Raw genomic sequence first — 12,536 nt, 5'->3', positions numbered from 1 at the left:
AACCTTTCATTCGGTACCCTATTGTTATATATATTAAAAAAAAGAGGGATTCGATGAAGTCTATCTACAGCAATGTCATTCAATTTCGAGGCACTCATTATAATTATGGATATAAGCAAGGAAAAGAGTTAAAGGATTCTCTTATTATTAAAAATCGTGAAAAACAATGGCAGGTAAGAAAACCACGTTTTTCTATTGATCAAGCGGAAGCGAAAGATATGATTACAAAATGGTCTCCTAATTTATGGGATGAGCTCTTAGGATTGAGAGATGGATTAGAGTGGCCATTAGAGAAGGTTTTACAAAACTTCGGTGGCTATCGAATCGAACAGGTTCGGTCTGGGTGTACGGTACTAACTGGGGATGATTATTTTATTCGAAATTATGATTTCCATCCGAAGACATATGAGGGGAGATTTACCTTATATCAACCAACAGATGGTGGATATGCAACGATTGGACCTTCGCAACGGATTACTGGAAGACCAGATGGTATGAATGAAAAAGGATTAGTGCTTGGATACAATTTTATGCATCGAAAAAAACCTGGAGATGGTTTCGTATCACATACCGTTAGCAGAATGGTATTAGAGTATTGTGCCAATGTCGAGGAGGCGGTTGCGATGCTAAAGGAAATCCCGCATCGTCACTCCTTCAGTTATATTGTATTCGATCCAAATGGTAAAACATTTGTAGTGGAAGCTTCATCGCGTGGGGTTGCTGTACGTGAGTCAAACATGTGTACAAACCATTTTGAAATAAAAAAGGAAGAGAATCGAAATTACTTAGTCGAATCGGAGCAACGTTTGCAACGATTAAAACAAAGCGAAGAGCATGTAACAGGAGCAAAAGCAGCATATCGCCTGTTGAATGATACAGGAAAGGGAGTATTTTCAAAGGAATATCGAAACTGGGCTGGTACGATTCACACATCTGGCTATTTTCCGAAGACATTAACGACCTGGTTTGCCCTAGGTGGAGATCAAAATCCGGTAGAAATAGACTTTAAAAAATGGTTAACTGGAGAGGATATTCAGTTCAACCGAATAGAAGGAGAAGTAGATACTGATTTACCATTTGCTCATATGGACGAAGCAGCAAGGTGGTTTGGGATGAAATCGAATAAATAATAAATTTTTCGTTTGCAATATATGAGATTTCATGGGTACTGCTCTTGTATTGTCTTAAAATGAGTGACTATACTTAATTAAGAAATCTAGACTATGTACCCAATAGTCTAGATTTCTTTGTTATTTAAAACGGGAATTTTCGCTCTTTTGTTTGAACAGATACCCATTTCGTTGTCGTAAATTCATCCAGTAGCCATGGATTTCCAAAACGACCTAATCCACTTGCTTTCGTACCGCCAAATGGAATATTAGGTGCGTCATTTACCGTTTGGTCATTAATGTGGGTCATTCCGGCATCTACTTGGAGTGCAAATTCTTCGCCTCGTTTCAGGTCACTTGTGAATATAGCGGAGCTTAATCCATATTCTGTATCATTTGCAAGCTCAATGGCATGATTATCTGTTTCTGCTTTAATAATTGGAGCAATTGGTGCAAAAAGTTCTGTTTGAGCTAACGGACTAGCATTATCAACATCCACAAAGACATATGGTGTCAGCACTTGGCCAACACGTTTTCCTTCTAGAGCCAATTTTGCCCCAGACTGGATTGCTTCTTGTATAATCTTTTCTGCCCGGTCTAACTGACGATCATTAATAATAGGGCCAATAATTGTTTGTGGGTCTGTTTGATCGCCATATGGAATGGACTTAGCCCGCTCCACAAATTTTTCAATAAATTCCTCGTATTTATCTTGATGAACAATGATGCGGTTTGTAATCATACAAATTTGTCCTTGATGAATAAACTTTCCAAAGATTGCTGCATTTACAGCTTGATCCACGTCTGCATCGGATAACACGACAAATGGGCTATTTCCACCGAGTTCCAGTGCAACCTTCTTCAAATGCTGTCCTGCAATACCACCGATATAACGACCAACGGCTGAGGAACCAGTAAAACTAATTAACTTCGGGATTGGATTTGTTAACATGGCATCCTCTATTTCAGCAATATCGGTTAATACCACATTGAAAACGCCCTTTGGTAGGCCAGCATGCTCAAATGCTTTTGCTAAAATAGAACCACCAGACAACCCAACTTGAATATCTGGTTTATGAACAATACTATTTCCTAGTGCAATGGCAGGGGCAATGGTACGCATTGATAGATTCATAGGAAAATTAAAAGGAGAAATAGACGATACTACCCCAAGTGGTAAGCGATACACATGGTTGATTTTATCTGGGGCACCAGGCACCTCTCGAACATTGTAAATTTCATCCGCATATTTAATAGCTTCTTCTAAAAACTCTACTGTTAAATGGTGTTCGACATTAGACTTTAATATGGAACCACCTGTTTCACGAGAAAGCATGTCAACAATCTCATTGTGGTGTTCTTTTAAATAGTGGCATGCTTTTTCTAAAATAGCTTTCCGTTCATCTGCTGTTGTTTTGGCCCAATCTACTTGAGCTCTTCTAGCAACCTCGAAGGCTTCATCCACTTGCTCTTTTGTTGCTAGCTTTACAGTAGTAAGTACAGACTTATCGTATGGATTTACAATTTCAAAGGTGCGCTTACTACCGCCTTCAACCCATTCTCCATTAATAAAACTTTTGTTCAAGTCGACATACTTTTCCACAACAGACTTCATTTTGATAACTCCTTTCTATTATTTAAGTCCACTAGCTTATATACCAATGGTTTTATTGATAGCGCTTTCATAATTCGTTTCTAAAATTGTATCAAGTGCTTATTTATGCGTATATAGACTTGTTGCATAATGAGCAACAACTTCAATTTTATTCTAATAAGGATGATGCACCTTTTGTTAGTGTCGCATCAGGTGGCCATACGGATAAATCAAATGGATAGTCGGAGCCTGGGACTACACGATCAGAGCCAACAGCTTCGATTAAAAAGGATAAGCTATTCTCATTCCATAATACCGAATCATACCAAAAGCGCTTTAAGTATTCAGATGGGGGCGCTTGCAAATGCTTTGATACCATCTGCCATTGTTCATAGCCTTTATCCATTCTACCAATTTGATAGGGCATGAATCCGCCTCCGTGTGCGAACAAGACTTTAATATTCGGATATTGATCCACAAAGCCACTAAGCAAAAGATCGGTTCCACATATAGTTGTTTCCCAAGGGACACCAATTAAATTTGGCATCATACGACGTTTTAATCTAGGATCTTCATTTAGTAAAGGATGAATAAAAACAATTGCTCCTAATCGGTTCGCTTCTGCAAAAAATGGTTCAAAAAATACATCCGATAACATATGCCCTTGAACACCAGGGCCAATAATCGCACCTTTTAGGCCAAGGCTCATTGCTTTTGCTAAGGTTTCGGCTGCTTTTTCTGGACTGTGTAATGGTACGGTTGCCAAAGCTGAAATGGTTGTTGAATTTTTCTTTGCAAATCGAGATAATGCTAGATTATATGTTTGTGCTAGTTCTGTTGTAATACTAGGTTCAAAATCATACATAAACAGCTGTGGTATAGGAGAGACAACCGAATGGGTAACAAGTGCGGATTGTTGATCTTCTAAGTAATGTTTTTCGTCGATAAATGCGGTCTTTAACTCAAACCCCCATTTTCCATTCACTACTAAAAATTCATGTTTGCTCGCATCTCGCATCTCCCACCTGGCATTGACTCGATTTTGGTTTTCTTTTAACCAATCCATCACTTCAAAGGGAATAAAATGTGTATGAAAATCGTACAAAACCTCCACTCCTTTTGTAAACGTTTTCTGAAATGCTTAAATGTATCCCATCCGATTAGAAATCTCCATTGCTGCACTTACTACTTTTTTAGACATGCTTTCTATTTTGTGAGGCAATATCCGTTGTTTCGGTCCAACAACAGATAATGCTGCAATGACTTTTCCTTGGTAATCATAAATAGGAGCACCGATGGAATTCACCCCTTCCAAAATTTCTTCCATGCTACAGGCATAGCCATTTTTTCGTACTTCTGCTAATTTTGTTTTTAAACGTTCTGGGTCTGTTATGGTGTTTTTGGTGAATTGTTGAAGGCCATTGTCAATGACTTGGTTTACAAAACTTTCATCCGCATGGGCAAGTAGTACTTTTCCTGAGCTTGTTGCATAGGTTGGGTTTCGTTTTCCAACGTGTGTTAAATATCGGACAGGATGATTGCAATCTACCTTTTGTAAATAAATAACATCTAGGTGGTCTAATACAGAAATGTGAGCTGTTTCGCCGAGGGAATCTACTAGTTTCGTAAGTACAGGCTGGGACTCTCGATAAATGTCCATTTGATAATTGACCACACCACTTAAGGATAAGATGGAAAGGCCCAAACGATACTTTTTTGTCTCCGGATCTTTATAAACAAATCCTTCACTAGCTAACGTAGCCATTGTTCTACTAACGGTGCTTTTGTTTACCCCCAAAGATTGGGAAAGCTCACTAATTTTTTTCTCCGGCTCATCCATCGTAAAGCTTCGTAAAATTTTTAATGCGTTTTTCACCGAAGATAAATAATGCTCCTCTTTTTTTATTGCCAACTTATACCTCACTCCTTAATCTATTGTTTCTGTATGAGAAACATAGTTGCTCTATAGGGGAAAATATAACAGAATCCTTGAAGAAAGAAAAGTACTTTTTAGAAAAATCAGAATTTTAGATAAAAATTTGAAAGTGTTGCATATAGCGCAATTTCATCATTGTTGTTGCGGGAAATAGTCGTTAACATAACCTTTAAATACAGTTCATTTCACGAAGGAGGACTAATTATGACAGTTGATACAAAAGTAAAAGCAATTCATTGTTCCCATTTTATTAACGGACAATATGTTGATTCTCAAAACAAGGAAACCTTTGATAATGTTAATCCTGCGACAGAAGAGATATTAGGTAAAGTTGCACTCGGAGGAAAAACAGAAGTTGATTATGCCGTTGCAGCTGCACGAAGAGCATTAGATGGTCCGTGGAAAAAGATAACCCTACAGGAACGTTCGAAAATATTGCGTCGAATTGGGGATTTGATAGTAGAGCGAGTGGATGAGCTAGCACAATTAGAATCAATGGATACAGGTAAACCGGTTGCACTTGCAAAAAAAATTGATATCCCCCGTGCAGCCTATAATTTCCACTTCTTTGCAGATTACATTACTTCTGTTGGAACAGATGCTTATCAGCAGGATGATCAGGCAATCCATTATGCATATCGCCGCCCTGTTGGGGTAGTTGGTATTATTAAGCCATGGAATTTACCACTATTGCTATTAACATGGAAGCTTGCTCCGTGTTTAGGAATGGGAAATACGGCGGTTATAAAACCTGCTGAATGGACGCCAATGACGGCTACTGTATTAATGGAGATTTGTAAAGAAGCAGGTGTTCCAGATGGGGTTGTCAATCTAGTTCACGGGTTTGGACCTAATTCTGCAGGGTCTGCTATTTCCGAGCACCCTGATGTCGATGCTATTTCCTTTATAGGTGAGCCTGGTACTGGTGCTGCAATTATGAAAGCTGGAGCTGATAATTTAAAGAAGCTTTCCTTTGAGCTTGGTGGTAAAAATCCAAATATCATTTTTGGTGATGCAGATTTAGATGAAGTGATTGATACAACGATTAAATCGAGCTTTATTAATCAAGGTGAAGTTTGCTTATGTGGTTCTCGAATTTACGTGGAGCGCCATGCGTTTCAAGAATTTCTCGAAAAATTTGTAGCTCGCACTAAGGAATTGAGGGTGGGAGATCCTAACAACCCAAATACCGATGTCGGTGCTTTAGTAAGCAAAGAGCATTATGACCGAGTGAACAGGTATGTGGAGATTGCGAAAGAAGATGGCGGAACCATTCATACAGGAGGAAAACGTCCAGAAGGTATCGAAAAAGGTTACTATTTAGAACCAACTATTATTACGGGATTAGAGCGGAATTCTCGTTGTATAAAAGAGGAGATTTTTGGGCCTGTTGTTACCATTACACCATTTGATATGGAAGAAGAGGTCATCATGCAAGCAAATGATACCCACTACGGATTAAGTGCCACACTTTGGACAAATGATTTGAGACGTGCCCATCGTGTATCCCATCAATTGGAAGCAGGAATTATTTGGGTAAATACATGGTTCCTTCGCGATCTACGTACCCCATTTGGCGGAATGAAGCATAGTGGGATTGGGCGAACTGGTGGAATGCATAGTCTAGATTTCTATACAGAGCAGTCCAATATTACAATCAAACTGTAATAAGGAGGAGAGGAAGATGACCGGAGAAACGAAGACAATTGCAGAGGCGCTATTCGAGGCAGATACTACTAAATCTAGTATTGCCCCAATTACTGCATCTGTATCCCTATCTGTAAAAGAGGCCTATCAAATTCAGTTAGAAAATGTAAAGAGAAAGCTTTCCTTAGGTCACCGGATAGTCGGAAAAAAGATTGGATTAACTTCAAAAGCGATGCAAAGTATGCTTGGTGTCAATGAACCCGATTATGGACACTTACTTGATTCCATGGCATTAGAAAATGGCGCAGATGTAGAAGTAAGTACATTGCTTCAACCGAAAGTAGAAGGGGAAATTGCGTTTGTATTAAAAGAGGATGTGAAAGGTCCGCATGTGACGGCGATGGATATTCTGAAGGCAACGGATTATATTGTTCCTGCTATAGAGATTGTGGATAGTCGAATAAAGGATTGGAAAATCACGCTACCAGATACTATTGCAGACAATGCCTCATCTGGATTGTATGTATTAGGTGGAAAGCCTACCAAAGTAAGTGATATCGACCTGGAGCTTATCGGGATGGTTTTAATGAAAAACGGGGAGGTAGCGAATACAGGAGTTGGTGCCGCAGCATTAGGGAACCCAGCTGTCTGTGTTGCGTGGCTTGCCAATCGATTGGCGGAATTTAACATTGCCTTACACGCGGGAGAAGTGATTTTATCTGGTGCTCTATCTGCTGCCATTGAAGGACAGAAAGGCGATCAATTTACTGTTAAATTTGCACATTTAGGTGAAGTATCCGTAAGATTCGTTTAATAAGGAGGGGAAATAATGGAGAAAGTGAAGGTTGCGATTCTTGGCTCTGGGAACATTGGGACAGACTTAATGATTAAGCTTGGGCGTTCCGAAACATTAGAGCTTACCACTGTAATTGGTATCGACCCTGAATCAGAGGGCTTAAAACGAGCGAAAGCGTTAGGGTACCAGACGTTTACAAATGGAATAGAAGATTTTCTCAACCACCCAGACTTGGCGGATATTGTATTTGATGCAACGAGTGCAAAGGCACATATTCGGCACGCCAAGAAATTAAAAGCTATTGGTAAACAAGTACTTGATTTAACCCCTGCTGCAGTAGGTCCATTTGTTGTACCACCAGTGAATATTGAAGAACATTTAAATGCAGACAATATTAATTTAATTACATGTGGTGGGCAAGCAACCATTCCAATTGTGCATGCCATCCAACGGGTTCAACAGGTAGAATATGCTGAAATTGTTGCTACGATTTCCAGTCGTAGTGCAGGACCTGGTACAAGAGCTAATATTGATGAATTCACTCAAACAACTGCGAAAGGAATTGAAAAAATTGGTGGAGCCAAAAAAGGGAAAGCAATCATTATTTTAAACCCGGCAGAGCCGCCAATTATTATGAGAGACACTGTCTATGCATTTGTTGAGGGAGCTAATGTTGAAGAAGAGGAAATTACGTTATCCATTAAAGAAATGGTAAAGCGTGTTCAATCTTATGTACCTGGCTATCGTTTACGTCAGGATCCGATTTATGATGGGAATCAAGTAACTGTATTCTTAGAAGTAGAAGGCGCAGGCGATTATTTACAGAAGTACTCTGGGAATCTTGATATTATGACAGCTGCTTCGGTAAAGGTTGCGGAAGAGTGGGCGAAACATAAATTAGCGAAAACATCTATTTCATAGAAAGGAGTGAAAAAGTTGGAAAATAAGAGAGATGTCCGAATTACAGAAGTAGCATTGCGAGATGGAAGCCATGCCATTGCGCACCAATTTACAATCGAGCATGTGACAAATATAGCAAAGGCGCTTGATCAAGCAAACGTACCTTATATAGAGGTTTCTCACGGGGATGGACTAGGAGGGTCCTCGTTACAATATGGTCTGTCACTTACCAATGAAATGGAATTGATTGAAGCGGCGGCATCTGTTGTAACCAATGCAAAGATTGCGGTCTTATTACTACCTGGCATTGGGACAATGAACGAATTAAAGCAGGCAGCAAAGCTTGGGGCAAAAATGGCAAGAGTTGCAACACATGTTACAGAAGCGGATGTTGCGCCACAGCATATAGCTTTAGCAAAGGAGCTCGGAATGGAAACGGTAGGGTTTCTTATGATGTCGCATATGGTTCCTCCGAATAAGTTAGTGGAGCAGGCTAAATTAATGGAGAGCTATGGGGCCGATACCGTATACGTAGTAGATTCCGCAGGCGCATTATTACCCGAAGAGGTACGAGAACGGATTCGTGCGTTAAAAGAAGAACTAACAATAAATGTAGGTTTCCACGGGCATAATAATTTATCCTTAGCGATGGCGAACACTCTGATTGCGATTGAAGAAGGTGCTACTAGAATAGATGGTAGTATTCGCTGCTTAGGAGCTGGTGCAGGCAATACACAAACCGAAGTATTAGTTGCGGTGTTAGATAAGCTAGGAATCAAAACAGGGATTGATATATACAAAATGATGGATATTGCAGAAGATTTAGTAGCTCCCATTTTAGAAAAACCTCAAGAGATCACGAAGGATGGACTAGTGTTGGGGTATGCAGGTGTTTACTCTAGCTTTCTACTACATGCGCAGCGGGCTGCGAAAAAGTTTGGAATCGATTCAAGAGATATTTTACTAGAGTTAGGTAAAAGAAAAGTTGTCGGTGGTCAAGAAGACATGATCGTAGATGTTGCTGCTGATATTGCCAAGTCAAAAGCTCACGCACAGGTGTAAAGGAGGATTATGATGTCGAACTATTTACTTAAGGAAATCGCTGAGCATCTTGTAAGAGCAGAGGTGGAAAAAAGAGAAGTAGAGAAAGTGACGAGTACACATAAAGCAGATTTAACTGTTGAAGAAGCGTATCTTGTTCAAAAGGAAATTGTAGAGAAGAAAATTAAGGAAGGCAATCGAATAATTGGGCCGAAAATGGGCTTAACGAGCAAGGCAAAAATGAAGCAAATGAATATTGAAGACCCTATTTACGGTTATGTGTTTGATTATATGGTCATTGAGAATGGAGGGAAGCTACCTTTAAATGAGGTGATCCATCCGAAAGTGGAGGCCGAGATTGCTTTTGTAATGGCAGAGGATGTGGAAGGCCCTGGGGTAACAGGTGTTCAAATTTTAGCGAAAACCGACTATGTAGTGCCCGCACTAGAAATTATCGATAGTCGTTATGAAAAATTCCATTTTACCTTACCAGATGTGATTGCCGATAACGCTTCTACTTCAAGAGTTGTTTTTGGTTCAAAGCTGTACCGGCCAGAAGCATATGATTTAGATCTAATAGGTGTAACCCTTTCGATTAATGGCGAACTAAAAGAGTTGGGTGCTGGTGCCGCTGTATTAGGTCATCCTGCTCACTCCCTAGCGATGCTTGCAAATATGCTAGCAAAAAAAGGGGATAAAATCCGAAAAGGCGATGTTATTTTATCTGGTGGTATTACGAGTGCTATTCGTTTAGAAGAAGAGGACGTCGTTTCGGGTAAGTTTGATGGATTTGGAGAGGTTTCATTTCATGTAGGTTAATAGACTTTGTCGCAACCGTCATAAGAATCTACTAAATGGAAAGAGCGAAGTAGAACGGATCTTATAAACAAATAAAACTTGATAGGGGGATTCTCCTTGCCTATTATTCACGTACAGATGATGGAAGGTAGACCTGTAGAAAAAATAGAAGAAGTTATCCAAAATATTACGAATACCGTTAGCGAAACGTTACATGCACCGAAAGAGAATGTAAGAGTACTCGTGACGGAAATTCCAAAAACCCATTGGGGGATAGGAGGAGTACCGAAGTCAAAGCAATAGCAAAATGAAAGCGTTATCTCCCGCTTTGAAGAATATTACCTCGCATTTATGTCTTTTCTAAAATAAAAATTTTTAGGAGGTTATAACATGTCGATTGAATTAAGTATGTTAGTTCCACATGTTCCGAGCTTATGCCATCGAGATCAGGTGCCAGAATTTCAACAAGATATGGCAGTTTGTATGGAGCAATTATCTGAAAAAGTGAAAGATATCAATCCAGATGTGATTGTGTTAGTTTCCTGTCATTGGCCGTCAACTTTTTTCCATTATGTGGATTGTACTCCAGAACATCAAGGGAAATTAACGTCAACAGAGGCACCAGATTTAATTAAAAATGTTCCATATTATTGGCCTGGAGACCCTGAACTAGGAGAGGAGCTAGTAAAAGCAGGGCAAGAGGCAGGCTTAGCCGTCCAAGGTGTAAATGACCCGTATTATGTATGGGATTATGGCAGTGTTGTCCCACTTCGTTATTTGGTTCCAAATGAAGATATTCCAGTAATTAATTTATCGGTAACGTTAGCAGCAAGCCTTGAGGAAACCTATAAGTGGGGAGAAGTGATTGCTAACGTGTTGCGTAAAAGTGATAAAAAAGCAGTATTTTTATCAAGTGGAGCACTTTCTCATAATCTTGTCCGCGGGAGACACAACAAACCTACTGTATCGGAACATGCAATGGATAAGCAATTTGTAGAGTTTATTATGAAGAAGGATTACAAAGCAGCATATGAGATGCTCCCGCAATATTCCAGGTTTGCTAGAGTGGAGTCTGGAGGACGTCATATTGCCATGCTATTAAGTATGATCGAGGCGGATTGGGAGCCTACCTATTATGCAGATGGTCAGTCCTCAGGTAGCTGGAATGCGTTAATTTCCTTTGAAGCAAAAAAAGTACACATAAGCGAGGGGCAACAAACTAGTGAATTAGTGAAATAGTTTCGAGCTGTAAGGAAATCCTTACAGCTCAGAGCCCAAGCTTTTTTAGAAAGGAGTTTATAAATGCGCACACAAGTTGGAATTATCGGGGCTGGTCCTGCGGGCTTGATGCTTTCCCACTTACTCTATTTACATGGTATCGATTCGGTCGTACTGGAGAGAAAATCAAAGGATGCTATTGAAAATACAATCCGTGCTGGTGTATTGGAGCAGGGGACAGTTGATCTGTTAAGTGCTACCGGTTTAGGTGAGAGAATGAAACGTGAAGGAATCATTCACGATGGCATTGAGCTACAGTTTCACAACAAGCGTCATCGGATTAATATCAACGAATTGACAAATGGAAAACGAATCATGCTATATGCACAACATGAAGTGATTCGTGATCTAGTAAAAGCACGAATGGAAGCATCGGGAAACCTTTTCTTTAGTGTAAGCGATGTAGAACTACATAATGTCACTTCCAACTCTCCAAGCATTACCTACACGCACAAAGGGGAGAAAAATGAATTAATCTGTGACTTCATTGCTGGCTGTGATGGATATCATGGTCCAAGTCGCCAAGCAATCCCAGAGGATGTGCGGGTCGAAATGGAGCACGAATATCCCTTTGGTTGGCTCGGTATTATGACCGAAACACCTCTAGCTCACCCAGAATTAATCTACACAAATCATGAACGTGGCTTTGCGCTTTTAAGCACAAGAACACCAGAACTTCAGCGTCACTACATTCAAGTAGACCCAAATGATGACATTAAAAATTGGTCGGATGATCGAATATGGACAGAACTCCATTTAAGAACGGAAACCGTGGATGGATGGAGGCTGGTAGATGGTCCCATTATTCAAAAGAATATTGTTGCGATGCGGAGCTTTATATGCGAAACAATGCGCTATGGTCAGTTGTTTCTTGCTGGAGATGCAGCACATATTGTACCACCAACTGGTGCGAAGGGACTGAATCTAGCAATAGGAGATATTCAAGTATTAGCACGGGGCTTAAAGGAACTTTATAACGAAGGAAAGGGAGACATACTAGCACATTACAGTGACATTTGCTTGAGGCGTGTTTGGAAAGCATTGCGTTTTTCGAATTGGATGACGATGATGCTACATCGCAACAAAAATCATAGCCCTTTTGAGTATGGGATCCAAATAGCAGAACTAGACTATGTTGTTTCATCTAAAGCAGGATCTACTAGTTTGGCAGAAAATTATGCTGGATTGCCGATTGAATGGTTGAATGAAAGCCAAATAATAGTACATTAGCCTTAAAAAACATTTAAAAATTTTTTATTTCGTTGCATATAGCGAAACTAGTAAGTTGTACAATACTGCAAGAGAATTTATTCTATAATTGTGAAAATTAAGAAAATAAGAAGTGTCGAACTGTTCTCTGTCTAATTGTTGGAATTTAAAATGAAAGCGCTTTATAGGGATCGAGGTTTTCACATTATCTAAGCAAATTAATTAAAT

General features: G+C 39.7%; 12 protein-coding genes. 9 read left to right on the top strand and 3 right to left on the bottom strand.

Annotated features, from left to right (window positions below; all coding sequences use genetic code 11):
* Positions 1-53: 53 nt before the first annotated feature.
* Positions 54-1,130 carry a C45 family autoproteolytic acyltransferase/hydolase gene (locus C1A05_RS07790; RefSeq protein ID WP_102027634.1) on the top strand — a complete coding sequence of 359 codons (1,077 nt, stop codon included), beginning with the start codon at positions 54-56 and terminating at the stop codon, positions 1,128-1,130.
* 124 nt (positions 1,131-1,254) lie between these two features.
* Here the strand turns inward: C1A05_RS07790 and C1A05_RS07785 are convergent, their stop codons facing one another.
* The 3 genes from C1A05_RS07785 to C1A05_RS07775 form a co-directional block, all read right to left on the bottom strand.
* Positions 1,255-2,724, bottom strand: coding sequence for an aldehyde dehydrogenase family protein (locus C1A05_RS07785; RefSeq protein WP_102027633.1), 1,470 nt, complete (start codon positions 2,722-2,724; stop codon positions 1,255-1,257).
* A gap of 148 nt (positions 2,725-2,872) precedes the next feature.
* Positions 2,873-3,808 carry an amidohydrolase family protein gene (locus C1A05_RS07780; RefSeq protein WP_102027632.1) on the bottom strand — a complete coding sequence of 312 codons (936 nt, stop codon included), beginning with the start codon at positions 3,806-3,808 and terminating at the stop codon, positions 2,873-2,875.
* A 36-nt stretch (positions 3,809-3,844) separates the two neighbouring features.
* Positions 3,845-4,615 carry an IclR family transcriptional regulator gene (locus tag C1A05_RS07775; RefSeq protein ID WP_102027631.1) on the bottom strand — a complete coding sequence of 257 codons (771 nt, stop codon included), beginning with the start codon at positions 4,613-4,615 and terminating at the stop codon, positions 3,845-3,847.
* A gap of 228 nt (positions 4,616-4,843) precedes the next feature.
* Between C1A05_RS07775 and C1A05_RS07770 the strand changes: the two genes are divergently transcribed.
* The 8 genes from C1A05_RS07770 to C1A05_RS07735 all read left to right on the top strand — a co-directional run bounded on the left by C1A05_RS07770 (position 4,844) and on the right by C1A05_RS07735 (position 12,329).
* Positions 4,844-6,307, top strand: a complete 1,464-nt coding sequence (locus C1A05_RS07770) for an aldehyde dehydrogenase (protein ID WP_102027630.1) — start codon at positions 4,844-4,846, stop codon at positions 6,305-6,307.
* Between the two features lie 16 nt (positions 6,308-6,323).
* Positions 6,324-7,100, top strand: coding sequence for a 2-keto-4-pentenoate hydratase (locus tag C1A05_RS07765; protein ID WP_102027629.1), 777 nt, complete (start codon positions 6,324-6,326; stop codon positions 7,098-7,100).
* A 15-nt stretch (positions 7,101-7,115) separates the two neighbouring features.
* Complete coding sequence (locus C1A05_RS07760) at positions 7,116-8,003, top strand: acetaldehyde dehydrogenase (acetylating) (protein ID WP_102027628.1); 888 nt, start codon at positions 7,116-7,118, stop codon at positions 8,001-8,003.
* Positions 8,004-8,018: 15 nt separating this feature from the next.
* The gene (gene dmpG, locus C1A05_RS07755; protein WP_102027627.1) at positions 8,019-9,044 is read left to right on the top strand and encodes a 4-hydroxy-2-oxovalerate aldolase; all 1,026 of its coding nucleotides are present in this window, start codon (positions 8,019-8,021) and stop codon (positions 9,042-9,044) included.
* Positions 9,045-9,053: 9 nt separating this feature from the next.
* Entirely contained in the window at positions 9,054-9,842 is a 789-nt protein-coding gene (locus tag C1A05_RS07750; protein ID WP_102027626.1) for a 2-keto-4-pentenoate hydratase, read from the top strand.
* A 96-nt stretch (positions 9,843-9,938) separates the two neighbouring features.
* Positions 9,939-10,124, top strand: a complete 186-nt coding sequence (locus C1A05_RS07745; RefSeq protein ID WP_102027625.1) for a 4-oxalocrotonate tautomerase — start codon at positions 9,939-9,941, stop codon at positions 10,122-10,124.
* An 87-nt stretch (positions 10,125-10,211) separates the two neighbouring features.
* Positions 10,212-11,060, top strand: coding sequence for an extradiol ring-cleavage dioxygenase (locus C1A05_RS07740; protein WP_102027624.1), 849 nt, complete (start codon positions 10,212-10,214; stop codon positions 11,058-11,060).
* A 63-nt stretch (positions 11,061-11,123) separates the two neighbouring features.
* Positions 11,124-12,329 carry a 4-hydroxybenzoate 3-monooxygenase gene (locus C1A05_RS07735; RefSeq protein WP_102027623.1) on the top strand — a complete coding sequence of 402 codons (1,206 nt, stop codon included), beginning with the start codon at positions 11,124-11,126 and terminating at the stop codon, positions 12,327-12,329.
* Positions 12,330-12,536: the final 207 nt, after the last annotated feature.

Source organism: Salirhabdus sp. Marseille-P4669 (assembly GCF_900240405.1).
GTDB lineage: Bacteria > Bacillota > Bacilli > Bacillales > Alkalibacillaceae > OEQK01.
The sequence above is the reverse complement of the archived record's forward strand: the minus strand, read 5'-3'. Positions and strand labels throughout refer to the sequence as shown.

What these genes read in the sequence shown, in the direction of transcription:
- C1A05_RS07740 (WP_102027624.1), top strand. Translation starts at nt 10,212, where the DNA reads ATGTCGATTGAATTAAGTATGTTAGTTCCACATGTTCCGAGCTTATGC.
- C1A05_RS07735 (WP_102027623.1), top strand. Translation starts at nt 11,124, where the DNA reads ATGCGCACACAAGTTGGAATTATCGGGGCTGGTCCTGCGGGCTTGATG.
- C1A05_RS07750 (WP_102027626.1), top strand. Translation starts at nt 9,054, where the DNA reads ATGATGTCGAACTATTTACTTAAGGAAATCGCTGAGCATCTTGTAAGA.
- C1A05_RS07770 (WP_102027630.1), top strand. Translation starts at nt 4,844, where the DNA reads ATGACAGTTGATACAAAAGTAAAAGCAATTCATTGTTCCCATTTTATT.
- C1A05_RS07790 (WP_102027634.1), top strand. Translation starts at nt 54, where the DNA reads ATGAAGTCTATCTACAGCAATGTCATTCAATTTCGAGGCACTCATTAT.
- C1A05_RS07765 (WP_102027629.1), top strand. Translation starts at nt 6,324, where the DNA reads ATGACCGGAGAAACGAAGACAATTGCAGAGGCGCTATTCGAGGCAGAT.
- C1A05_RS07785 (WP_102027633.1), bottom strand. Translation starts at nt 2,724, where the DNA reads ATGAAGTCTGTTGTGGAAAAGTATGTCGACTTGAACAAAAGTTTTATT.
- C1A05_RS07760 (WP_102027628.1), top strand. Translation starts at nt 7,116, where the DNA reads ATGGAGAAAGTGAAGGTTGCGATTCTTGGCTCTGGGAACATTGGGACA.